Source organism: Radiobacillus kanasensis, from assembly GCF_021049245.1.
Classification (GTDB): Bacteria; Bacillota; Bacilli; order Bacillales; family Amphibacillaceae; genus Radiobacillus; species Radiobacillus kanasensis.
The window spans coordinates 3,889,546-3,914,116 of the sequence record NZ_CP088020.1 but is presented as its reverse complement, the minus strand read 5'-3'; the positions used below and the strand labels follow the sequence as shown (position 1 = coordinate 3,914,116).

Genomic DNA, 24,571 nt, shown 5'->3' with positions numbered 1-24,571 from the left:
GGACTGGCTAGAACTATTCGTTGTATAAGTTTATTTCTTCTTGATTCATGTAGCGCAGTGAGTTTATGATGTAGCTTCCTGTTATGGAGAATCCGCCTACATAGGTTTTGTGGGGTTGAATCTCCTCTCCATGTTGGTTGGTCGTATTCCAGGCAAATTCTATGTATGGCCCTCCCAGACTTGGTAGAATAGGTTGTTCATCTTCTTTCGATACTTTCATATAGTCGATGATCATTTCCTTCCAGTCAGTAGGGATTTTAATCATGCCGTAGCTTTTCTTTGAGAGTTCCATCGTAAAATGTTTCTGGATGCCTGGTGTATAAGTATGCACATCGTTAAAAGAGACGGAATAATATCTTCTTCGAAGTAAGTAGAAGTTTATGGAGCTTACCTGGTCCTCTGGGTGGATATTGTAAAGAAGTCGATAAGAGTCAGGGTTATCAGGGTATATTTGCCAGATATACGGTGCACCAATATCTCCATCGGCTACTAATCTCCAGCCATTCTTCCATACCCACATACTCATTCCGTAGCTGTTATCATTCATTATAAACGGAACATATACATGTTTATCATCCAAAAATAGAATATCTTGAATCGTCTTCGCCTCTGGTATCTGATTGAGTAGTTCTTTTTCAGAGGGGAAATCACTTGGTGGTCTAAACAAGTAACCTAAAGCAAACAATAAGATTAGTAGACTAATAATCGAGATGATTATTTTTTTACGCTTCATTCTCATCCCCGCCTTCCTCTAGGAATGACTGTTCAGATCGAAAGTAATATTGATGATCTTCGGTCTGAATGAGTAAACCCTTGCCATCCTTTTCTATATAGATGACAGAATCTAGGTAGCTACCAAATCGGGGGTTTGTACCAATTAATTGATAGGGAAAACGCTTTGGCTTTCCATTGTCCGTTTCGTGATACCAATTACTACTTTGAACATCTTTTTCTTCAAAAGAGAATAGCTGCTTTTCAAGATTGCTAGCGTTAAGTGAAACGAAAGGGACATCCTCTATTAATCGGATAACACTCGCTTCTTCAATGTTTGCCAGATATATAGAGACATCATCTTTTGGATATATGAGATCATGAAAAATCTCCGCACCGAGTATCGTCATAATAGAAATATAGCTAGTTAGGAAGCCAAGCCAGGCAAATTTACGATATGTTTCCCATTTATTGCTCCTTTTCCATAGAAAATATAGAGCCCAAGCTCCTAAGGGTAGAATGGAAAGGTGGATGATTTCATCCCGAACAGGAATGTCAATCGAGAGGGCAATCAAACCAATAATGGTTGCAAGAATAGCAACCCAAAGTTTAGTGGGAAACTCTCTTTTTTTGTAGATCCTCATAAAAAGAAATGCGATAAGTGCAAACTCAAGTAAGTACAGAATGATATGTGGAATAGAAAACTCTAAATCAAACCAAAAATCCATAACGACATCCTTTCTTTTCCAGTATCCATTCTAACAGAGAGTGGAAAAGAATTGGATAAAAAATAAGCATGTGACCCAAGATCACACGCTTTACTTCTTAATAACCAACTTCAACCGAAGCAATCACTATATACATTAAATCGTTCTTATCCTCTTTGTCCTCTAACAGAATTCCACTAGAAGTTGCCATGCCACCATCCTGTACTTGAATGGTCACTGTACCATAAGGGATTTCCTTGCGAATGGCTTCTTCGTCCAAGGACTCCTTATCAGTTGGAATCGCAAGCTTCACATTCACGTGCATGTTGTTAAGGTCCTGATCTGGCAAGATCTTTTTTATTCCAGGCATGGAGTTGAAGTGGATGGCATTATGCACCGCACGAACCGCAGCCTTTGTTACGTTCTGGCCATGCACATCAGTTCCCATACCAGTTTCGATAAACACTAGTTCTTTCATATCGTTTCACTCCTTCTATGTATGAGCTCACTTGCATTATACACTTGTATTAGGGAAGTTCCAAAGTGTTTGGTAAACTAGAGGAAATAGAATGTGATGCGAGGGAAGATAGATGAAGATAAGTATTGTAGCCGTAGGAAAACTGAAAGAGAAATATTTAAAGCAAGGCATCCAAGAGTATGTAAAGCGACTAGGAGCTTATGCCAATATCGATATTATTGAAGTGCCGGATGAAAAGGCGCCAGAAAACATGAGTGATGCCGAAGCGGAAGAAGTAAAGCGAAAAGAAGGAGAACGAATCCTCTCCAAAATCTCGACAGATACCTACATTATTTCCCTGGAAATAATGGGGGAAATGTTGACCTCTGAAGGATTAGCTCGAAAGATGGACAACCTTGCAACACATGGGAAGAGTAAAATTGCATTAGTGATTGGTGGATCACTGGGGTTGAGCAAGGAAGTGACGGATCGTAGTGACTTTGCTTTGTCGTTTTCTAAGATGACGTTTCCGCACCAACTGATGCGGTTGGTGTTGGTGGAGCAGGTTTATCGGGCGTTTCGGATTAATCGGGGGGAACCGTATCATAAGTAACTGAGGTTTTGATTTTTCCTTCCATTTATATACTTTTGAAGACATTTCTTTTTTATGATTAAATTTAGAAGAGAAAGACATAGTTTGAATCTGTGTTGGTGACTCAACTATTTATAAAAAGTCAGTGGAAGAACCTATATACGTAGGTAAAGCTATTGCTTTAGGGACGGCTATGGGGTGTGACTTTAGCGAAGGTGTCATTGAAATCTAGATTGTTGTAGCACAAAATGTCAATTAGGGCTGTTGAATATCTAAATGCAGAGGATTTTAAATAAAAATATTTCTCTGTAGATAATGAAACCAGTGCTCATTTTATTCTGGGAATAGAATCCTACCTCATTAGAAAGCACATTCCTTTGTGGAATAATTTAATTAAAGGGTTTGGGAATCATGACCCAGGTATTGGACGCTATAATTCAAAAGCTCTCTAAATGGGACTGTTTATACCCAGGAAGAAGGTTGGTTTCTGATTGAACTGGGAAAAGTATGAAGTATCTGACTTAATTAATTCAATAAACTCTCATTATAAAAATAAAGGTGTGTAGTTGTATCAAGGATAATTATCTAATGGAGTAAGCTAAAGTCCTAGTATCAATATTGAAATTAGGACTTTTTTGTTTTCTGAAAATTTTAAATGGAGTATGTCTGATTTGAAAAAGATCATCAACTAAACGAATCAATCTTGTTTCAATTAAATTAGTAAAGGAATCTAGTTTACTTTACAAAGAAAGGTCAGTAAGGTCACCAGAAGATTGCTATCAATTAATGAGGTTGTTTATAGCAGACAAAGACCGTGAGAATTTTTGTTGTGGCTTCACTTGATACAAAGAACCAACCTGTTTCAATAAATATTGTCACATTGGAAGCTTAAATGTGAGTATTGTTCATCCAAGAGAAGTTATGAAATCAGCAAACAGCACCAATCATTGTTTCTCATATAGTCATGTATTTTTAGGGCGTAATTCCAAATTTACTGTACCTATTATAATAATTCTATATTGCCAATGATTGTTGGGCGAAATATTCAAATTAATTCCCTTATTTACTTGTTAAGTTACTTATCCATTAGTAAAATAAAAATAAGACTATGAAATATATTTAATTTTTTATAATTATAATAGGTGATAAAGATGCAATTAACATTCCATGATGAATTAAATAAGAATTTTAGTGGTGCTATAATTGATGAAAAGAAAGAATATAGGTACTCTTTGTGGAGAATATGGAATGATAACCTTCCAAGGATTACTTTTGTTATGTTAAACCCTAGTACAGCAGATGACCAAGAAGATGACCCTACACTTCGCAGATGTATAAAATTTGCTATGGGATGGGGTTATGGATCACTTGAAGTAGTAAATCTTTTCGCCTATAGGTCTACAGATCCTAAGTTATTAATTTCAGCGTATGATCCTATAGGTGAAAAAAATAATGAATATATTAGAGAAGCTTTGAAAAGATCTGATAAAGTAGTACTTGCTTGGGGGACTAAAGGGAGTTTATTAGATAGAGATAAAGAAGTTTTAGAATTGTTAAAAGATATTAGTACTCCTATATATACATTGGAGTTAACACGAGATGGATATCCAAGGCACCCTCTTTATGTGAAAGCTGATAAAATCCCAGAACCCTTTTTGAACAAAACTAAGCTGTCATAGGAATATTACCTTCGGCTTAGCTTTTTCTTATAATTTCATAGTAGGGATTATTAGTATCAGAAAAATAATTAACTTTAGTCCTTATTTGAAATCGCATAATTAATTTCATTTTTTGTACTGCTCCCAATATAGTTATCTACATCGATAACAAAAACTTCATCTGATAAATCTACCTTTTTTTATGTAATCGATCAAGTATCTCTTTTTGTTCAGTATCAATTTCTATTTGTTTAGAAATGAACAAATACTCCAACACTTGCCATATTGTCACTTTACTTGGAGCCTCTACGAGCACGATAAACAGCCAATGGAAGCCAATATATAAAGGGCTGGCTTAGCCATATAGGCTATCATGCTCGTCTCTCCAAATAAAGTGCACGACTTTTCACTAGTAATAATCTCTTCTATTTTATACTATAAATGCGAATATATAGTGCGCCTCTTTATGTCCTAAGTGTCCCTATTTCATGGCAATATACAATTTTGAATATTGCCATTGAAATGAACCACCTGTGCCATGAAATTGATCCAATTAGGGCATCATTTCGAACCACCTTTGCCATGGAGAGTACCATTACTATGGACCTACTATAAAGATTCGGAAAACGGTTTTTACAAGGAGAGGTGGTAATGATAGGCTACCTTGCCAGGTAAGCTTTCAGCTGCCATTTATTTCGTAAAATTATTACCATGGAGGCTCCTTGTCAAGAGGCCAAGATAGGCACATTCCTTAAGGTTAGGTGTAAATACCATTTTTAAAATAACCTATTTGAGTGGCTCAAAAAGATGGCAAGGCTGGATCTAAGTGATGGTAATATTCAAATTTCTCCTAGTTTTATTTATAATAATATTATAATCCAAAAGAACTACTTTCAAGTCTTGTAAAAAATAGACATTTTTTATAGTCTTTAGGTATTTATATATACTTTAAAACTGTATAATTAATTTATCATTATAAATGGAGAGATGACAATGATGGGACTATGGATTACTTTTGAGGGAATTGGTGGATCTGGAAAGTCGACTCAAGCGGATTTTTTGTATGAATACTTTAAAAAACAGTCAATGAATGTAGTATTAACAAAAGAACCAGGTGGAACTGTAATAGGTGGTTTACTAAGAAATATCCTCGTAATTAATTTAGATGTTAAACCAGAAAGTTTATCTGAGTTATTTTTATTTGAAGCTGATAGACATGAGACATTTAAGAAGATTGTAGAGCCTAATATTAAAGAAGGAATAATTACCATTAGTGACAGAGGTATAGATGGTTCTATAGCCTACCAAGGATTTGGAAGAGGTCTTGATATCAATATGATTAGTACTTTAACAAATCTTGCGACTGATAACAAAAAACCAGATATAACTATTTTGATAGATATAGAGCCAGAAATTGCTGAGAAAAGAATTGCATTAAGGGATAATAAAACCATGGACAAATTCGATTTGGAAAAAGTAGATTTTCAAAGTAGAGTTCGTGACGGCTTTTTATACACTGCTGAGAAAGACCCAAATAGGGTCAAGATTGTTGATGGCACAAAGGATGTTCAATCATTACATAAAGATATCATACAGATAATTGACTCTCAAATTAAGTAGAAAATAAAGGATGATACAAATGCAAGAAGAATTAGTTGAGAAAATCGCAAACTATCTTGAAGATATTTGTGGTGATAGTGCGGAAAGAATTATTAATGAAATTCATGATTTTGGTGATACAGATGTAGAGTCAATCTTTTTTTTGGAAATAATCGGTATGTTAGAAGAAGATATGAGCATTAATATACCAGTAAAAGAAGTGCATAAACGTGTTAAATCTTCTTTCAGAGACTTTTGTACACTAATAGATGAGATCTTGGAGGGGAAAAATGAATATAAATAAAAGATTAACTAATGCACGTGATTACGTTGGGTTAACTTTAGAATCTGTTGCAGAAATCATAAATCTTCCCTTAGAATACTTGACAAAAATCGAAAATGGTCAGTTGAAACCAAAAACAGAGGATTTAGAGAAGTTATCAAAGTTATATAAGCACTCCATTTATTATTTTTTAGATAGCGATTATAGTTTTAAATCTGATGTTGAAGTTATGGCCCGAGCAACTTCTGATTTATCAGATAATGATCGTGAACATGTTATGAGGTTTTCATACATACTTTCAAACATGAAATAGGGGTGTAACAATGAGTTTATCTAGAACAGAAATAATTAAAACAGCCTTCGCAGAGGCTTCGAGAGTTTTAGCAAAATGCAAAGTATCTCTGACAGAACCAGTAGACATATTCAAGATAATTGATAATTATAATGTAGTTTTAAATTTTCAGAGACTAGAGAATTTAGCTGGTGCATATATACCTGAGACAGAAGAGAGACGGGCAGGAATTTTGATAAATGAGAACCTACCATTAACTCGACAAAGGTATACAGCAGCACATGAATTTTGTCATTTTATAAGGGGAGATTCAGCAAGTTTTGATACCTCAGAAGAGCTATTTTATGAAAGTTATAAAAGAGAAGATAAAGAGAGAATCGCAGAAGAATTTGCTTCTTGTTTACTAATGCCTAGAAGACTAGTAATGAGTATCCATAAAAACATAGGTATAAGGGATAGTGAATTAATTAATCCTAGAACTGTTTATGACCTTTCTTTACGAATGGGGACTAGTTACCAGGCTACATTAAATAGACTATTTACTTTAAACATTATTAAAACAACGAAAAAATATGCTGAATTAGACGTAGAACCAATAGAAATTAAAAAAGAGTATGGAATTGATAAACTTTCTTCAAGTTGGAATAATATTTGGATTTTATCGGAGGAAGAGAAAAACAGTACAATTTATCCAAATGTTGGTGACGAAGTAAGAATATTGTTGGAGGAGAATCCAACGACTGGATATAAGTGGATAATCTCTCCGGATATCGAGGGTGTAACTACTTTTTGGAATTCGTTTCATGAAGATAGTAGTTTGTTTGGTGGATCCGGTATTAGAAATATTATATTGAAAATTGAGGAAATTCAGGATATAAAATTGAATTTATATAATAATCGACCTTGGCGACCTTTATCTGATTCGATAAATATGTTCAATTTAAATATTTCAGTTCAGAAGAAGAGACATGGCATTCACATAAATAATTTGGTTGCTTAAAGGGGTTTATTTCAGATTATGAGTCAAAAATACAAATTTACAGTCGATTTAAGGTATAGTTTACCAGAAGTAAGAGATCAAGGTCGAAGAGGAACATGTACTGCATTTGCAGTTACTTCTAGTCACGAGCATCACAGAAACTTAGATGAGCGATTGTCAGAAGAGTTCCTATTTAGCTGTGCAAAGTCACTCCAAGGAACTTACGATGATAAAGGAGTTAGTATAATTACAGCATTAAAATCAATTTGTCTTTATGGTCATACAACAAATGATTTATTACCCTACAGAGAAACTTTGAAATTTCCGTTATTACTAAAAGATATTCCAAAAGGAATATTTACTGAAGCTGAAACCAGAAAAATAACATCATATAGTACAGTTAGCCAGATTATAAGTGACATAGAAACCCAACTTAGTGAAGAACGGTCTGTAATCGCTGGTGTTGTAGTACAACCAACATTTTGGTTATCTCCTGGTAATGATTTTATAGATGTCCCTTCCATTGAATCTGTTGAAGGTTATCATGCAATTGTTATTGTAGGTTATGGAGAACGAAATGACGGAAAAAAATGTTTTATTATTAGAAATAGTTGGAGTACAGATTGGGGAGATAATGGTTACGCATATGTTTCCTATGAATATTTTGCAAAATATAGTGTTGGAACCTGGACTATTCCTAAGGGGGCATAACTATGAATAAAGTTATTAAGGGTGATAATATCACTGATGCATGGAAAAAATCAATTAATCATTTACTACAGAATGGTAGAGAAGATTATAATCTAATAGTTGAGATTGAAGATCCTACAAAAGATGACTTAGAGACGAGAAGGCAGTTTAATAGTGTCCTATTGGGTATGGGGGATCAAAGTATTGAAACTGTTTCAAATACAATTTTCCCCTATGGAATTTGGTCTAAAAGCGAAAATAGAGATAACTTATATGAAAGGTTTATTAAAGTATATCCAACGTTAAGGAAAGTTCCAGAAAATAATAAAGGAACTTACTTTGGAAGATTAGTTCAATGGGGTTATGGAACAGATAAATGTTTTAATCAAGTTGAAAATACTATCTTCAAACTAAATAGAGAAAAAGAAAATGGTAGAGGTATAAGGGTTATGTACGAAATGTCTATATATGATCCAATTCTAGACCTTAATAACCAGATGGGTTTTCCTTGTATGAGTTTTATAAGTGTAAAAGTTAGAAAAGAGTTTGTAGATTTAACTGCTATCTACAGAAACCAATACTTTGTTCAAAAAGCTTATGGTAATTACCTTGGATTGGGTAGATTATTAGAATTTATTGCTAAAGAGGCTGGTTATAAGGTTGGAAAACTAACATGTATCGCAACTCACGCTGACTTAGGCTCTATAAGTCCGAAGGCGAATTTTACCGAAATGATTGACATATGTACTAATCAGAAACAGGTGGAGCTTAATTTTGATGCTTGATGTTCTAATAAATAAAAGTAGCTCTAAGCTCCTAAATAAAAAAGTACACGCATTTATTAAGGGATATACTACTGAAGACTTAAATTGTTTGCATAAAGACGAGCTAGACTTATGGGAAAGTAATAAGAGGTTCTTAAGAAACGGTTGTAATTGGGTGGCTGGTAGAATTACTGCAAAATATTCAATTATAAGGTGCCTAGGTTTAGACAATGAAGATATAAAATTATTAAATATTAAAAATAGGAGAAATGGTTCACCTTATCTATTTAATTATGATAATAATATAAGATTTTCTATCGCACATTGTAGAGGTATAGGGTTTTCTTGTTCTAGCTCGAAATTTAATTCTATAGGCTGCGACATAGAAAAAATTAAAATTAGGCACCATAAATTCCCCAACTTTTTTTTGTGTGAACGTGAAAAGGAATTGTGGCTAAGGGAAACTTCATATGAAGATATACATACATTGTTAACTATTGCTTGGAGTTCTAAAGAAGCTTGTTATAAGTGTTTATCTTCTTATGGTTACAATGTAGAATCAGTATTTGATATAAGGATACACACTATTTTATTTGAAGAAAAACAGTTTAAGTTTTCCTTTATGAATAACGAAGGGATAGGCTATTGGGATAAGTATTCTGATTTTGTATTAAGTGTAGCTGTAAAATTATAAAAGTCTTTATATTGGGGAGATACCTTTGCTCACTGTACTAGGTAATAATTTTAGTGAAGTTTATTACAACCTATTAAAAGAATCATTAAACAGCACCATATCTATTACTAATTCTAGGAATGGAGATGTCCGAGATTTAGGACCTGCCTACTTTGAGATTACCAATAAGGATATCTTTAGAATGCCTTTGTTAGATGGTAGAGGATTTAATCCTTTCTTTGCTTTAACGGAGTATTCTTGGTTAATCAGTGGTTCAAATGAGTTAGAACCTTTAAATTACTTTATTAAGAATTATAATCAATTTTCTGATGATGGACAAACACTTTACGGGGCTTATGGCTATCGATTAAGGACTCTTAACGGTCAAGACCAAATTCGAAAAGCTATATCAGTCTTAAAGAAAGATAAATCTACAAGAAGAGTAGTTTTAACAATGTGGAGTAGTAGGGATTTAGGTTATGATTCAAAAGATATTCCTTGTAACGTATCGATAATGTTAAAAATACGAGATAGTCAATTAGATATGACTGTTATTAATAGATCAAATGATGTGTATTTAGGTGTACCTTATAATGTATTAGTTTTCTATTTATTACAAAGCTATATTGCAGAACAAATTAATTGTAAAGTTGGTCATCAAAGGCATTTTACTGATTCACTACATTTATATTCGAAGCACTTTGAAAAAGTTAAAATAATAGTTGAGAAAAACAACCCTCAAGTAATTAATGAATTATATTTAGAAAAGGAGAGTTTTGATATTTCAACTTTTATAAATGTAGAACATGATAAAATGATTAATCGTTTATATAATCAAGTATGTGAACCTTATCAGAAATTATTTAAGCTCTATAATCAATATAAAATTGGTGATATTGATTCGAATACTGCTATAGAATACTTGCCCAAAAATCTTATTGGGTATAGTGCATTTCTTTGGTTCAAAGAAAGATTTTAGACTCCTTTGTAATTTTTAGAGATAAATTATGAGTATAGAATATGTCAAGGGCTATTTCAGTTAACTGCACAATCGTTAGATGGGGTTCTAAATTTGTAAGTGCTTAAGAAATGATAAATCAGTTGTATCACTATTCTAAGCAAAATATCCTTACTAACTTAAATCGTCGCTTAGTGGAACTTGTTGCAGAAGATGATAGATAACCTCGTTTAACCACATTACGGTGAACGGTATCACAAATAGGGGTGAAGTAAAAGAAGGAAATGGTGAGGAAAAAAGCACCAACACTTGCTCCTTATTAAAAAAAGCCTCTAATATTTAATTCTAATACCAAACAAGGAGTGGAAGCGCAGGACCCCCGCGCTTCCAATTACTCAATCCCTCGTTTTATCTTCTCAATAACTTCATCAACACTCACTGCTTTAATGAATATCTGTTGGTTCCCCGCATAACCAACAGAATACTCATACCGCGGATCATAATAATGCACAAACAACAACTCAACAGCCACAGCAAACTCGCCACTTTTGAACATTTTTCGCTTTAAATAAAGACTTTTTATAAAATACTTTCAGCTGATTACCTTTCAAGTCATCCAAAAGGCCTAGCAAAGTACTATACACACTTCATTAACAATATGTTCGAAATATATTTATCCACTTTAAAAAATGTCAGTTTGTTTGTGGAGATATTTTAGTATTTTTTGATAAAGCATATCGAAAAGATCTCGAAAATCAGATATTTAAACATTGGAATGATGACAGCGAAAGCAGTGTTAAGTCATTTATTGATGTGTTTGATGATTTGCATATGAATTGTTTAACTAAATTCTCCTCAATTTTATTGAAAAATTGGGTGAACTTAATAATTTATACAGAGCACAAAAAGGTAGACACTTCAATGATTATGAAAGAATGATACCTATAAAAGCAAAGAGTAAGAACAGGTGGAACCCAGAGGGATTTTCCTTTATGTATTTGGGGTATGGAAAGACATTCAATTTTATGATGAAGCTATTAACACTATAGAGAAGACCTGAAGAACTACGAATAAAAGAAGGTGAGGATGTAACAGTCTGCAAATTCTCACCAGTAAATAGGGAGGCAAAAATAATTAATTTTTGCTATGAGGATATTGATTATTCCGATATAGAAAGTGAACAAGAGCAAGTTTTAAATAAACTTGCCCAGCAGAAGGTTAATGAAATACTCTCTAATCCTAAAATCACATCCAAATTAGGCCAGAGCTCCAACCTTTATAAGGATATACTAAAAAACATGGGTAACGATAGCAAAGAGGTTAAAGCAATTATTCAAAAAGAAACAGAGATATACTTGGGGAAACTACTAATGAAAAGCATTGATGAGGCAGTATTTCTGCCTGTTTATGAGTCTGAAGACACTGAATTTAATGCATATAGACCATTCCATCTTTTAGCAACATATCTGATTAATGAAGGTTATTCAGGTATTCTGTATAGAAGTACTAGAAGGAACTTAAAGGGTCTAAAGGGTAAAAATTTGGCTGTTTGATAAAGAGGATGTCAATTATATTAAGGGAACCATGAAAGTCTGCCATTATGACGGAAAGAAATTTTTTCTGCAAGAAGAAATTTAAGAAGAATTAACAAAGTAAATTTTGATATTATGAAGCTTACCTCCCCACAGCTACCAACGTGATTAAATCAACTTGCTACTAAAGGTAAATATACTCGCAACGATGTAACGAAACCCTATTTAAGTTTGATATATCGGGAAACTAATATTTTAATTTATAAATCTAAAGGAAGTGGGAAATAAAATGCAAGTTTATCTTCCTTTGCAACCACCCAAATTACAATAAGAATTACAGTCAGATTATCGGTATCAAGAATATTTACCAAGTAAGAGTCTGAAATCTTATGTTGCTTGTTATTGGACCCTTGACTTCCATAAGTCAAATACAAATAAATTACATCGTATCATACTGGATGGTTGCGCGGATATTATATTTGACCTGAGATCGCCCTCTTTATCCAAAGGAGCCTTTGTTGTCGGATTGATGACCAAATTTGAAGTTATCAATCTTTCTCAAAATCACTCCTTACTTGGAATTCGCTTTTTTCAGATACCGTACGGCAATTTTTCAAATATCCCGTTTCCGAGTTTATTGGACATCGTGTGTTTCTTGAAGATATATGGGGGAATGCTGCAATTTCCTTGATGGAAGAAATAGCAGCAGCAACTGGAATTTCAGACAGGATCGAAAGGGTTGAATTAAAACTAAAAGAGTTTCTACTTTTAAATGAATTACAAACTGACTGTTTGTTACAAACAGGTATGCGCTACATGTATGACAATCAGGGAATGCTTTTAATTCGATCCTTGGCAGAAAAACTTAGCTACAGTGAAAGGAATATAAGGAGAACGTTTCAAAAAGAATTGGGAGTCAGTCCAAAGGAACTTTTAGACATCATCAGATTTCAGAGTCTGCTACGAGAACTATATTATAGTACTCAGTCTAGTTTCATTGATATTGCTGCAAAATACGGGTACTATGATCAATCTCACTTTATCAAAAGTTTTAAACGCTATTATGGTATGTCACCTAACCGAGTTTTTAATAGAAACTCAGGTATTAAGTAAATGTGTCCGTTTTTTACAATTTAAGAGATGAAAATAGGCTATCATATTCTTAAACCCAATAAAATCAATCTTCAAGAAAATTGCCAATTAGGACTAAGCATGTAAAATAAACGAATCAAAGGAGTGAATCAATGAAGGTAAAATTGGATATGGTCGGTATTGTAGTTAAGGCTATGAAAAAAGCATTAGATTTTTAGCCTGTTCTTGGGTTAAGATAACGAGAGTCAGCAGAAGTGAAACAAAATGGTTTTCGGTTAGCATTTGACAAGCAAGAAGCGGCAAAGGAAATCTATGGGGGCTGGGAAGAACCTTCAGGATATAGAATTGAGTTAGCGTTTTTATTAACTATGCAATTTGGAACTAATACAATCATATTCAAAATTCTTTGATTCATTCATATTTCAGTTATTCTTTTTAACAATAAGGGAAAACTAATCTTTTTTTCGACTCCATCACAGTATATTTAACTAACCAATGATTTTTTAGGATATAAATATGTATTTATTATAAAAGGCATTGGATTAACGTATTCCAATGCCTTAATGTTTTGCCTCTTAAATAACCACGGTGAAATGTATCATAAGCTCTCAAAAAAACACCGATGTAACACCACTATATCTCATTATCTCAATCACGATAAGTCACAACCTAGAGCTAACTTCCTTTCCTGTTATAATAGGATTATTCGCCAAATAGAGCTACCACTTTATTTATGTAACATATAGAAATTCTTATTTTAAAAGGGGTTTTAGAATGGAAAATCTAGATAAGACAGAAAATTTTAAAATGACTAAAGAAAAATTAAAGCAAGAAGCCAAGTTTATGTATCTTGATATCGGCTTTATTTTAGATGGCCAAAATTATGAAAAAAAATCTTACCTTCTACTGATTGATGATAAGGTACATGTATACTATTCAAGTTTATCAAGGGCTTTAATAATTGATTTATTTGAAACGAGAGTTATTAAAAGAAATTTAAGAACCGACTATAAGATTGCGCATACTTCTTTTCAAGATACCGAAAATGTATTAAGTTTTGAACAAATGGAAGAGATTAAGCAATATAAAAAGAACTACAGAAAACTTCAAAAAAAGCAAGAGCAAGAGTATATTAAAAATAAATTAGAAAGCTTAAAACAAGAAGCTAAGTTCATGTATCTTGATTTAGGAGTTACATATGGGGGCGGATACCCATATAATAGCAAGTATTATCTTTTCTTAGTAGATGATAAATTGCATGTATATTTTTCCGATTTTAAAAAAGAAGTTGTGGTAATTGAATTAACTGGATTATCAATTAATGAAAGTAGCAGCGGAAAAGCAGACTTCGATATCCGTGAAAAGGGCGGGATTAACAGGTATAGTGTTAGTTCAGTTCAAAAAGATAAGTTCATAAATTATTGCTACGAATTCAAAGAAAAAGAAATAAAGATTATTGAGAAGGAAATAGACAGATTATTTAGTCAAACGAATGTTGAAGAGATGTTCAAAAATTATTTAACCGAAGCTTTAGAGGATAACTTCGTAAACTTACAAAATTTCACCTTACTAGAAGACTACTATTATAAAGATTTCTTCGGTTTTGTAAGAGAACGGGAATATGTCATAAAAAAAGAATTTAAAGCACAAATCGAATTTAAGTATGACAAATTTATCGACCTACTTAAATATAGAGAAGTGATTAACAAAGAAGAGCGGTATCATGGGTATTATTATTTATTACTTACTAAAGCACTGAAAAAGGTCAGTGTTGAGGTTTATGGTCAGAAATTCCATAATAATTACCATGGGTATTTCATTGATTTACTTGACCTAACTTACAAAGAGTGTATTCGGACATTCTTTTCAATTGATATAATTAACCATGAATCTAAAACTATCCAATACATGTTTACGTATTTTTTACTTTACCATAACAAACTAAGCATTGGCGACAATCAGGACTTATTTTATGATGGGTTTTCAAAGGTTCAAAGCGGTATTAAAGAGATGAATTATCAAAAAGAATTACTGCAGTTGGAAGATAGATTATTAAAGAAACAAAAATCTATCAATCCAACCACTATTGATGATGTTGATCTTATGACTGGAACTGTTTTTGAAAATTTTGTTGCAGAATTATTTAAAAAGATGGGGTACTCTACCAAACAAACGAAAAACACGGGTGATCAAGGGATAGACATTATTGCTGTAAAGGATGGAATCCGGATAGGTATACAGACTAAATGTTATGCCAATTCAGTATCTAATAAAGCTATCCAGGAAGTAAAAGCTGGACTAAAATTTTATCATTTAGATAAAGGAATGGTTTTAACAAATAGCCACTTCACAAAAGGAGCTATAAATCTTGCCAACTCTAATGAAATTATCCTTTGGGATCGTCTTATGTTAAAGGAGAAAATGCACGAATACTATAGGGGATAGAGGAGAATTGCATAAAGAAATAAGAAGTGGTTATTGGAAGCTTCTAACACTTTCAAATCCTTCCCAAAGTTGGAAAATCGAAAATTTTAAGACTCTATTTTTAATTCAAAATGAATTAATACTAGTTACTGATTTGGAAGAAGACACTTCTTTGTTTTGTTAGTAGTACCATGCAATGAGTAAATTAAATAGGCGAGGTTTTATTCATCTCGCCTATTTTTTGCCTCTTAAATAACTACGGTGAACCGTACCACAAGTAACTAAGGTTCTATATAACATAAACCTGATTACCGTTTACGTTATACCCACTAATCTTAACGAGGATCTGACCCATTGGCCAAAAAAAGAAAAGTGAGCGTACATGTCCCATCAATGTACGCTCATTTAATATCTTCCTTATTCTTCATTCATCAAGCTGTGCTTTCTACCATAAATAAAATAGATGATCAGTCCAATAATAAACCAAACGCTACGTGCAATCCATGTATAAACAGATAGTTGACTAATTAGAAAGATACATAATAGGAATGAAATAATTGGTAGAGCAGGAAAAAACGGTACTTTAAACCCTTCAGTTGGTATATTCTTATCTTTTCTTAAGTAAATAACTCCGATTGAAACAATTGTAAATGCAATTAATGTTCCCATGTTCACTAATTCTGCTAGTTTAGAAAGGGGAATGAATCCAGCACAAAGGGCCGTAAGTATTGCAAAAGTCCCCGTATTTTTGACTGGTGTCTTATATTTATTATTCAGCTCACACATACTTTTCGGCAGTAATCCATCACGGCCTATTGCATAAAGAAGTCTCGTTCCTCCATATAACATAAGATTATAACTGTAGGGCTTTGTTTTTTATAAGTTTTTTTAACGTGTTAATGAGAGTTGTATTTGAAATACTCTCTTTCTTGAACCTTCAAAAATATCCAGTTCGGTCCATTATGAGAAAAAGATACTTTTTCATCTCCCGGTAGTCCTCGATCATCAGTGGTTCAGTTTGGTACAGGTGTAGTATCCTAACTTATGACCTCAATCAATCTAAAGATCATTGCAATAACGAAAACTACTACCAGAGCGTAAGTCGGCCATTTTCTGTATTCTTTGGTCTTTCTAGTCACAGTTGTGGCTTGGTTTTCCGGTTTTTCTATTGATTCTGCCTTTTCCCATATTTCAGCGCCCCATACTTGAGACAACTTTACCTCCAGTTCACTTGCAGACAACTTGCCTTGGTGAAGTTCCGTATGTTTGTTGGTCCTTCTTGCAAGCTTTTTCATGTCCTTAAGTGCCGTTTTCTGGGACGTTACTGCTTTCTTTTTCATACCCTTTAGTTCTAAATTCATCAACCCGGCTTTATACAATATTAATATTCTTAAGCCCCAGCTTATTAAAAGTAGAAGTAAATATGCCCCGATGACATCATCATTGATATGAATATCAAACGGGTTAAAAATCAGATCCAATACAACTAACATTGCAAACACTAAAACAACGACTATTAATGGTTTCGGCACTATTTTTAAAAAAAGTCGCCAGATGACATTCGTCGAAACAAGAAGTATTAGGAATGATTAAGGGGCCCGAATATAGGCGCATACCCTACAACGATGGATATTTTTCCTTATAGTTGATGTGATGGGTAACCCCACAAAACCCTATAAATAGTTCCATTTTTATAAATGCTTATAGACTACATCATGCTATACTAAAAACAGTATAATGTTTCACGGAATAGGAGTTATCAATAAATGGTATATTTTAAAATTGACAATGAAGCATTTGAAAGTGACTTGCTGCCTTCCTTTTCGCTTACGGTGGATGAAACCTCTGCTACCGCTCTTTACTGTGATGCTGATATGCAGGAGGAATTGATAAGCTTTCTGCAAAGTCATAACAAGTTTCCTATTTTTGACCATAAGGAAGGGCTGTATGAACGTTTGACTGTGGAAGCGAATATCGTTTTTTATCATAAATGGTTTCGCTGTTCCACTCCAATTCCAGAGATTCTGGTCTTATTTGATTTGCAAAACTGCGCTAAATCCCCTTTACATAAATGCTCTGGTTCCGAAAGGCGTCGTGTCCACTTTGCTAAATACTATATGAGTGGTACCAGTCCGATGATCTTCAGGGAGCCGATTTATAATCTTGATATTCGATCCACTAATACGTTTATTAGAATGCTACAACAAATCAAGGAAAAGCATATTCCTGTGCTCGTGTTAGTGTCCAACATGGAGCATGCATTGTTGCTTGGTGACGTACCATACAAATTACAAAGTAAAGGACTACAACAAGTGGAAGTTGAGTATCAAGACGGAGATACAGCTTCCGTTGAAACGGAAAGCACATCCATGACGACAAGTTTATTAAAGATCCCAGCTAAAGTAGACGATAAAATAATCTTATTTGATCCACCCGAAATCGATTATATAGAAAGTCAGGATGGCAAAGCGGTGATAGTCATTAATGACACGTCGTATACGATGGATTACACACTTGCCAAAATGGAAAAGAAATTAGAACTTTACGGCTTTTATCGCTGCCATCGTTCCTACATCGTTAACTTGCAAAAGGTGCGCGAAATTATTACTTGGTCCAAAAACACCTATTCACTCCGAATTGACAATAAAGTACAATCCACTATTCCGTTATCACGGAACAAAATTCAAGACATTCAAGATAAATTCAACCTTTAAATGGTACCGTTCAACGAAAATAAGCTAATGAAAAGGAGGGAATGACCTCCTTTTTGCCTTGTTTCGGATACATTTCGGCTCTTACATAGTACATTCCATACAAATTCGGCTGAACACCTCCTGGAATCCAGCTACAATGATGTTAGCACATCAAAGGAGGTATTCAATTGGAACATATAATTGAAGTAAAAAACGTACGAAAAGTATTTGATCGAGTAGCAGCTATTGATCACATTCACTTCCAATTAAAAAAAGGAGAAATTTTTGGCTTACTTGGTCCAAGTGGATCAGGAAAAACAACAACCGTTAAAATGTTGATAGGAGAAATCAAACAGACCCAAGGAGAAATCAAGGTGTTAGGAATGGACTCCAAGCAATTCCAGACACCAGAGTTTAAAGCGAAGATTGGGATTCTTTCTGATAATAGCGCACTCTATGAACGACTAACAGTCTACGATAACCTGAGATTATTTTGTAAATTATATAACGTGCCGCTTGATGCTATTGATTCGATTCTAAAGGAAGTTAACTTAGAGGGCCAACAGTCCAAAATAGTCTCCAATTTATCCAAAGGGATGAAGCAACGTGTTTTGCTTGCAAAGGCTCTTATTCATAAGCCTGACTTAGTATTTCTTGATGAACCCACATCTGCTTTAGATCCTGGGAACATCGCACAGATTCACCGTGGACTTCTAAAACTAAATGAAGCAGGGACAACGATATTTTTAACTACCCATAACATGGAAGAAGCAACCACACTGTGTGATAGAGTAGCCTTCCTAAACGGAGGTACAATTCAAGAATTGGACAGCCCAGAAACACTTCGCTACAAATATTCTACCCATGCATTCTATGTGGATACGTTTGATGGCAGGAGCTTGGTTCTTGATAATGACCCAAGTAGTGCTGATCAATTGAGAGAATTGATTGCGAGCGGCCAAGTGAAAGCGATGCATACCGATAATCCGACGCTAGGTGATATCTTCTTAAAAGTTACCGGAGAGGAATTAGTATAATGAATATTCAACGTATAGGTGCTATTTTTGAAAAAGACAGTAAAGATTTCATGAAAAACGTCACGTTGTTGATGATGCCGCTCGTCTCCATTGTATTGGCTTTGTTTTATCAGCGTATGGGAGACGGAGAAGAACAAATGCCAATGCTAATAGTCTATATGATTGTGGGCGTAACCTTTTCCGCCGTTACTTCTATGGCGATTATGACGATGATGGCAGAGGAAAATGAAAAAGATACATTACGAGGATTGATTTTGTCACCAGCATCCTTCGCAGATATCATTGTCGGCAAAAGTCTTGTCACAAGTATCATTACAATTATAACATTGCTGGTTTCCTTATTGATCATTGGCATTGACCCGATTCTGGAGATCAAGCCTATTATAAGTCTGATTCTATTATTCTTGTTCTTTTTAATGCTCGGCATTGGTATCGGTCTGTTTGCCAAATCAATAGCCTCTACTTCTGCTTACGGCATGCCGGTTATGTTTCTCTTTGGGTTCACGCCGATGTTTTCCTTACTAGGCTTAAGTGAGGACAACATCGTGATGGAAATATTGGAGTATTTTCCAATTATGCAGGCGATTGAGATTCATGATACGTCATCATGGCTTCCTGTAGGAATAATCGGCATATGGATGATCGCTGCAGCAGTCTTTATGTATGTGTGTTTTAGAAGAGTCGTGACTGATGAATAATAGTAACTAAAGGTTGAAGAACAAACGCGTTTTGGGGTGGCTTAGATAAGGTTGTTAGATTGAATAGGCAATCGGTTATAACATTCTTATTGGCAGGCGGTGTATTCTTTATACGAATGCGTTGCCTGTCTTTTTGTGCATTATAATTGAAATATAGGGCGGCTATTTGTTATGTACTAAAATTATTTTCAATTTTTATTTAATAATGCTTTATACGTGTCAACATCATCAAATTCCGTTGAAGAATAGACTGGGATATCACGTATGTTGTTTAACTTAATTGGCTTTCCATTATTCAATGTATCAATTATGACTTCAAATGCGTTTTCCTCATTTAATGTAATTTTAAAGTTTTGCTTATTACTTTCTAGTTTATATACATTCTCTTGATATTTTTCATACGCTCCGCTATCAACTTCCCTATTATCAATATATTCAACAAAGCTGTTTTCATCTGGTTGAAAAGCTATCTGAACAACATATCCGTTTACTGCATCACTCTGATAAGTACCCTTTAAAATTGGTTGTATGTTAGATGTACATCCTCCCAAAATGAAACTTATGGTCAAAGATAAAGTAATAAATATTTTCTTCATCGTTTAACTCCCCTATCTTTACAGTCCAGGCAAAGCATCAGCTTGCTTCATCATTATCAATTCTAACACTGATTTAAAAATAAAAGTGAATTTTATCTCGCCCTACAACCTTAAAAACAGAAAATTAAAACAACATAAAAAGAATGACCCACCAAATCTAAAAAATGACTCGTTGTAGGAAGGAAATGGATATCTTAGACTTAATTATGAAAGCGCTTTAATTATAGTGATGGCAAGTAATACTCAGAGAAAAGATAGAAGGGAGGTATTCTTAAGAAGATCCATGATTAGAGCGAACAACCACAATAACGGGAGGAATGAGGATGACAAAAAACGTATTAAAGCTCATACCAGTCCTAGCAGTGGCATTTGCATCATTTTTTGCGTATGAGGCTGTATCCAAAGCGGCAGATATTGGTGAAGCAAATCAGTCTATTTATGGCCAAAATGTATATATTTTTGATGACTCGATGGCAGATAGTGAGATACAGAATATCATTGATCAAAAATATGCCGAGATGGAAGATGGCGATGCTGGAGCGGAATTTACCGATAAGCGAGTCACCTTTCTATTTAAGCCGGGCCAATATGAGATAGATATTAAAGTTGGCTTTTATACGACGGTAGCTGGTTTAGGTAAAAATCCAGATGATGTACAAATAACAGCTAGTTTTAATGTAGATGCCCAATGGGCAGACGGTAATGGAACACGCAACTTCTGGCGTTCTGTAGAGAACTTCTCTGTTGTGTCGGATTCCGACTCAAAGTGGGCTGTATCACAGGCTGCTCCAATGAGACGGATGCACTTCAATGGCAATTTACTCCTTTGGGATCTTACCTCTTCATATCAAGCTGGTTGGGTGAGTGGTGGATATCTAGCAGACTCTAAGATTGATGGGCAAGTTTCTGCTGCTTCTCAGCAACAATACTTCTCCAGAAATAATAGCTATGGTAGCTGGTCTAATAGTGTTTGGAACACGGTTCTTGTTGGGGATGAAAACCCACCAAGTAATGTAGCGCCGTATCCAGATGAGACATGGACGATCATTGAAAAAACACCGGTAGTCAATGGCAAGCCTTATCTGTATGTCGATAATAATGGGGAATATAGACTGTTTATCCCTGATCTTCAAGAAAATAGTAAAGGCGTATCCTGGGAAAATGGCGACACTCCTGGACATTCCCTTTCCATGAATGATTTCTATATTGCAGATCCATCTGATAGTGCTGCAACGATCAACGCAGAATTGGACCAAGGGAAGCACCTCATCTTTACTCCCGGTGTCTATCATGTGGATGAGCCAATTGAAGTTAATAACCCGGACACCATTGTGTATGGATTTGGCTATCCAACATTAGTTGCGGAAAATAATGTGACTGCCATGAAGGTTGCGGATGTAGATGGAGTTGAAATTACAGGTCTATTATTTGATGCTGGATCTGATTCTGAGAAACTATTAGAAGTTGGACCGGAAAATAGTAGTGCAGATCATGCAAATAACCCAACGACCTTACATGATGTGTTCTTCCGTGTAGGTGGGTCACATGCTGGAAAAGCGGAAACTAGTGTTGAAATTAATTCGGATGATGTCATTGTAGACCATTTCTGGGTATGGCGCGCGGACCATGGCGATGGCGTTGGTTGGAATGTGAACACAGCTGCAAATGGCCTTGTCGTAAATGGCGATGATGTTACGGCATATGGTCTTTTCGTGGAACACTACCAAGAATATCAAACATTATGGAATGGTGAGAATGGTCGTGTGTACTTCTATCAAAATGAAATTCCGTATGATGTTCCAAATCAAGAGTCATGGATGGCGCCAACTGGTCATAATGGCTATGCTGCCTATAAAGTAGCGGACAGCGTAACGTCTCATGAATTGTGGGGGGCGGGTAGTTATTCGTACTTCCGGGATGCAGATGTAGATCTATATAGTTCCTTTGAGGCACCTAACAATCAAGGGATTCATATGAATCACCTAACGACTGTTTGGTTGAATGGTACAGCTGGTAGTGAAATTACTCACGTGATCAATGGTTTAGGAGATAGTGTCTATGATAACGGGGATCATATGGTGGCAAACATCACAACGTTTAATGGAACGGATAATCCACCACAGAATCCTGATGATGGGGAAGAAGGTGTACTAGATCGAACAGGCTGGATAGCAACGACATCAGTAGCAAATGGAGAACCAATTGAACACTTGCTAGATGGCAATATGGCAACACGCTGGTCTTCTGGAACAGCCATGACACCTGGTCAATCCATTACAATAGATATGAAAGCATCCAAAACGTTTGATCAGATTGTGATGGATTCGACTGGAAGCGATAATGATTACGCTCGTGGCTATGAAGTGTACGTATCGAACGACGGCTCCAATTGGGGAAGCCCGGTAGCGACCGGTACAGGATCCACTGCGAAGATTACCGTGTCATTTGCTGAACAAACCGCACGTTATGTGAAGGTTGTACAAACTGGTTCTGAATCAAGCTGGTGGTCAATTACAGAGTTTTATGTAGTAAATGAATCCGGTGATAGTGGACCAGGGCAAGATGAAGGACCGTTAGATCGTACGGCATGGACGGCGACCTCATCTGAAACAAGTGGCGATGTCATTGAAAATATGCTAGATGGCAATATGGCAACACGCTGGTCTTCTGGAACACCGATGGCACCCGGCCAATTCTTTATTGTTGATATGAAAGCGTCCAAGACATTTAGTGAAATCGTAATGGATTCAACGGGAAGCAATAATGATTATGCACGTGGCTATGAAGTGTATGTATCGAATGACGGTACGAATTGGGGAAGCCCAGTAGCGACCGGTACAGGAAACTCGGCTGAGCTTCGCGTAACTTTTGCTGAGCAAAGTGCTCGCTATTTGAAGGTCGTGCAGACAGAATCAGCATCAAGCTGGTGGTCGATTACGGAATTTAATGTTGTTGGGGTTCAGTAATTTAAATCATAATTAAATGAGGTTTTTAAGAAACCAAAACAGCACCCCCTATTTTAATGAGGAGTGCTGTTTTGGTTATATCCCTATATAAAAATCGATGCAGAATAGCTTCTTTTAATATTCCCTTTTAATTACAAAAAACGATCCCCGAATGGTTCCAGCTAGTTTAGACTTCTGCCTAGCAAACTTAAACTTTCCTTCTAATTCCTTTGGTACTTCCATTCCCTCCGAAAGTTTAAACCCAACAGCTCGTTTCTTAGGGTCATCAACTGTGTACATGACGTTGACCGAAAGTCCATCTTCATAAAAGACGTAGGCAAACTTGATATTTTCTACTTGAAAACGAGACGTTTCTAAAGGTTTGGACGCAAACACAATATCACGTTCTTCTTTCAAAATTCGGTTCACATAATCAAGAGTCTCCTTGCTTTCGCTAGCTGGTACAACTGTAAATTCATGCTTGTATTTGTTCATAAAGTAACGAGATTCATTAGCACGTAAACCAGCAAGCTTTTCCGCTACAGGTGAAGACTCTAAACCAATCAGAGACACATTTTTAAAATCAACGATATTGGACATGTCCATCCCTCCTTTTATTTCCTAACAACAGGAATCCACATTTCACCATAAACTATGTCGTTTTGCTGTCCCATTACAACCGTTGCATTGGGTCCACCAACATAGGCAACATGGCTTACTTCTGGCAAGACTTGCCCAAAGGCAAGGCCAGTAAGCTTATCATTCAAGTCACTAGCCGTATTCCCTTCCCCTTTTACCACTAGGTACTCCCCTTTAGGAAACTGGATAAGTCTGGACGCTTCTGGTAGCGATTCACCTGTCATGACGCCAGCATAATACATCATCTTGTTATTCACGGCTTCATTCACTGCAAAAACGTAGTCATTTGTGGCAATGCCTTTCAAAGTATCCAGTCTTCCATCCTCGCTAACGGACTGCCAAAAGTCTGCTTTTTCCTTGTTAATACTAGCGAAGTCTCTGTAGTCACTCTTAAGCTCCGTTCCGATACCTAAAACCGTAAAACTGTCTTTCTCTTCCAATGTGTAATTTGCCATACTTAAAACCTTCCTTCTTTTTATTTTTTGAATGAGTTTGTCTTGTTTGTTTGATAGTTTTATAATAACCATAAATCATGTCAAAAAATGATACTAT

At 35.2% G+C, this 24,571-nt stretch carries 28 protein-coding genes and 1 pseudogene; 20 read left to right on the top strand and 9 right to left on the bottom strand.

Going from position 1 to position 24,571, the window contains the following annotated elements:
* Positions 1–13 precede the first annotated feature (13 nt).
* The 3 genes from KO561_RS19795 to KO561_RS19785 form a co-directional block, all read right to left on the bottom strand.
* The gene (locus tag KO561_RS19795; RefSeq protein WP_231095022.1) at positions 14–733 is read right to left on the bottom strand and encodes a hypothetical protein; all 720 of its coding nucleotides are present in this window, start codon (positions 731–733) and stop codon (positions 14–16) included.
* Positions 723–1,439: a hypothetical protein gene (locus KO561_RS19790; RefSeq protein ID WP_231095021.1), complete on the bottom strand. Its 717-nt coding sequence runs from the start codon at positions 1,437–1,439 to the stop codon at positions 723–725. The genes KO561_RS19795 and KO561_RS19790 overlap by 11 nt, the downstream gene beginning before the upstream one ends.
* A 97-nt stretch (positions 1,440–1,536) precedes the next feature.
* Entirely contained in the window at positions 1,537–1,896 is a 360-nt protein-coding gene (locus KO561_RS19785) for a Lin0512 family protein (protein WP_231095020.1), read from the bottom strand.
* A gap of 112 nt (positions 1,897–2,008) precedes the next feature.
* On the opposite strand from KO561_RS19785, the gene rlmH reads away from it, so the two are divergent.
* The 11 genes from rlmH (at position 2,009) to KO561_RS19735 (ending at position 10,384) form a co-directional block, all read left to right on the top strand.
* Positions 2,009–2,488: a 23S rRNA (pseudouridine(1915)-N(3))-methyltransferase RlmH gene (gene rlmH, locus KO561_RS19780; protein WP_231095019.1), complete on the top strand. Its 480-nt coding sequence runs from the start codon at positions 2,009–2,011 to the stop codon at positions 2,486–2,488.
* A gap of 314 nt (positions 2,489–2,802) precedes the next feature.
* Entirely contained in the window at positions 2,803–2,919 is a 117-nt protein-coding gene (locus tag KO561_RS20630; protein ID WP_408004883.1) for an Eco29kI family restriction endonuclease, read from the top strand.
* Positions 2,920–3,618: 699 nt separating this feature from the next.
* Positions 3,619–4,146, top strand: coding sequence for a DUF1643 domain-containing protein (locus KO561_RS19775; protein WP_231095018.1), 528 nt, complete (start codon positions 3,619–3,621; stop codon positions 4,144–4,146).
* A gap of 972 nt (positions 4,147–5,118) precedes the next feature.
* Positions 5,119–5,745: a dTMP kinase gene (gene tmk, locus KO561_RS19770; RefSeq protein ID WP_231095017.1), complete on the top strand. Its 627-nt coding sequence runs from the start codon at positions 5,119–5,121 to the stop codon at positions 5,743–5,745.
* 19 nt (positions 5,746–5,764) lie between these two features.
* Positions 5,765–6,028, top strand: a complete 264-nt coding sequence (locus KO561_RS19765; protein WP_231095016.1) for an acyl carrier protein — start codon at positions 5,765–5,767, stop codon at positions 6,026–6,028.
* A complete protein-coding gene (locus KO561_RS19760; RefSeq protein WP_231095015.1) occupies positions 6,015–6,320 on the top strand; it encodes a helix-turn-helix domain-containing protein in 306 nt (101 codons plus the stop codon). Before KO561_RS19765 ends, KO561_RS19760 begins: the two co-directional genes overlap by 14 nt.
* Before the next feature lie 10 nt (positions 6,321–6,330).
* Positions 6,331–7,299: an ImmA/IrrE family metallo-endopeptidase gene (locus KO561_RS19755; protein ID WP_231095014.1), complete on the top strand. Its 969-nt coding sequence runs from the start codon at positions 6,331–6,333 to the stop codon at positions 7,297–7,299.
* An 18-nt stretch (positions 7,300–7,317) separates the two neighbouring features.
* On the top strand, positions 7,318–7,989 hold the full coding sequence (locus KO561_RS19750) for a C1 family peptidase (protein WP_231095013.1): 672 nt from the start codon (positions 7,318–7,320) through the stop codon (positions 7,987–7,989).
* Between the two features lie 2 nt (positions 7,990–7,991).
* A complete protein-coding gene (locus KO561_RS19745) occupies positions 7,992–8,753 on the top strand; it encodes a thymidylate synthase family protein (RefSeq protein ID WP_231095012.1) in 762 nt (253 codons plus the stop codon).
* Complete coding sequence (locus KO561_RS19740) at positions 8,746–9,426, top strand: 4'-phosphopantetheinyl transferase family protein (RefSeq protein WP_231097296.1); 681 nt, start codon at positions 8,746–8,748, stop codon at positions 9,424–9,426. The genes KO561_RS19745 and KO561_RS19740 overlap by 8 nt, the downstream gene beginning before the upstream one ends.
* Positions 9,427–9,451: 25 nt before the next feature.
* Positions 9,452–10,384 carry a thymidylate synthase gene (locus KO561_RS19735; protein ID WP_231095011.1) on the top strand — a complete coding sequence of 311 codons (933 nt, stop codon included), beginning with the start codon at positions 9,452–9,454 and terminating at the stop codon, positions 10,382–10,384.
* 370 nt (positions 10,385–10,754) lie between these two features.
* Here KO561_RS19735 and KO561_RS19730 read toward each other — a convergent pair whose 3' ends face one another.
* A complete protein-coding gene (locus KO561_RS19730) occupies positions 10,755–10,895 on the bottom strand; it encodes a hypothetical protein (protein ID WP_231095010.1) in 141 nt (46 codons plus the stop codon).
* A gap of 766 nt (positions 10,896–11,661) precedes the next feature.
* Between KO561_RS19730 and KO561_RS19725 the strand changes: the two genes are divergently transcribed.
* From KO561_RS19725 to KO561_RS19710, 5 genes are all read left to right on the top strand, one after another.
* A complete protein-coding gene (locus KO561_RS19725; RefSeq protein ID WP_231095009.1) occupies positions 11,662–11,916 on the top strand; it encodes a hypothetical protein in 255 nt (84 codons plus the stop codon).
* Positions 11,917–12,274: 358 nt separating this feature from the next.
* Positions 12,275–12,586: a DUF6597 domain-containing transcriptional factor gene (locus KO561_RS20625; protein ID WP_408004882.1), complete on the top strand. Its 312-nt coding sequence runs from the start codon at positions 12,275–12,277 to the stop codon at positions 12,584–12,586.
* Entirely contained in the window at positions 12,586–13,008 is a 423-nt protein-coding gene (locus KO561_RS19720) for a helix-turn-helix domain-containing protein (RefSeq protein WP_231097294.1), read from the top strand. Before KO561_RS20625 ends, KO561_RS19720 begins: the two co-directional genes overlap by 1 nt.
* A gap of 233 nt (positions 13,009–13,241) precedes the next feature.
* Entirely contained in the window at positions 13,242–13,397 is a 156-nt protein-coding gene (locus KO561_RS19715) for a VOC family protein (protein WP_231095008.1), read from the top strand.
* Between the two features lie 364 nt (positions 13,398–13,761).
* Positions 13,762–15,432, top strand: a complete 1,671-nt coding sequence (locus tag KO561_RS19710) for a restriction endonuclease (protein WP_231095007.1) — start codon at positions 13,762–13,764, stop codon at positions 15,430–15,432.
* Between the two features lie 396 nt (positions 15,433–15,828).
* On the opposite strand, the pseudogene KO561_RS19705 reads toward KO561_RS19710, so the two are convergent.
* Positions 15,829–16,263: pseudogene (locus tag KO561_RS19705) on the bottom strand (APC family permease); the annotation flags it as partial.
* A 185-nt stretch (positions 16,264–16,448) separates the two neighbouring features.
* Entirely contained in the window at positions 16,449–16,904 is a 456-nt protein-coding gene (locus tag KO561_RS19700) for a hypothetical protein (RefSeq protein ID WP_231095006.1), read from the bottom strand.
* A gap of 273 nt (positions 16,905–17,177) precedes the next feature.
* Here KO561_RS19700 and KO561_RS19695 point away from each other — a divergent pair, with 273 nt between their 5' ends.
* From KO561_RS19695 to KO561_RS19685, 3 genes are all read left to right on the top strand, one after another.
* Positions 17,178–18,125: a response regulator transcription factor gene (locus KO561_RS19695; RefSeq protein WP_231095005.1), complete on the top strand. Its 948-nt coding sequence runs from the start codon at positions 17,178–17,180 to the stop codon at positions 18,123–18,125.
* Positions 18,126–18,292: 167 nt separating this feature from the next.
* Positions 18,293–19,141 (top strand): ABC transporter ATP-binding protein, encoded by an 849-nt coding sequence (locus KO561_RS19690; protein WP_231095004.1) that lies wholly within the window; start codon positions 18,293–18,295, stop codon positions 19,139–19,141.
* Positions 19,141–19,839, top strand: coding sequence for an ABC transporter permease (locus KO561_RS19685; protein ID WP_231095003.1), 699 nt, complete (start codon positions 19,141–19,143; stop codon positions 19,837–19,839). Before KO561_RS19690 ends, KO561_RS19685 begins: the two co-directional genes overlap by 1 nt.
* 188 nt (positions 19,840–20,027) lie before the next feature.
* On the opposite strand, the gene KO561_RS19680 is transcribed toward KO561_RS19685, so the two are convergent.
* On the bottom strand, positions 20,028–20,435 hold the full coding sequence (locus tag KO561_RS19680; protein WP_231095002.1) for a hypothetical protein: 408 nt from the start codon (positions 20,433–20,435) through the stop codon (positions 20,028–20,030).
* A 323-nt stretch (positions 20,436–20,758) separates the two neighbouring features.
* Here KO561_RS19680 and KO561_RS19675 point away from each other — a divergent pair, with 323 nt between their 5' ends.
* Positions 20,759–23,401, top strand: a complete 2,643-nt coding sequence (locus KO561_RS19675; RefSeq protein ID WP_231095001.1) for a discoidin domain-containing protein — start codon at positions 20,759–20,761, stop codon at positions 23,399–23,401.
* Between the two features lie 114 nt (positions 23,402–23,515).
* Here KO561_RS19675 and KO561_RS19670 read toward each other — a convergent pair whose 3' ends face one another.
* Positions 23,516–23,980: a phage tail protein gene (locus tag KO561_RS19670; RefSeq protein WP_231095000.1), complete on the bottom strand. Its 465-nt coding sequence runs from the start codon at positions 23,978–23,980 to the stop codon at positions 23,516–23,518.
* 14 nt (positions 23,981–23,994) lie between these two features.
* A complete protein-coding gene (locus tag KO561_RS19665) occupies positions 23,995–24,474 on the bottom strand; it encodes a GyrI-like domain-containing protein (RefSeq protein ID WP_231094999.1) in 480 nt (159 codons plus the stop codon).
* Between the last annotated feature and the right edge of the window lie 97 nt (positions 24,475–24,571).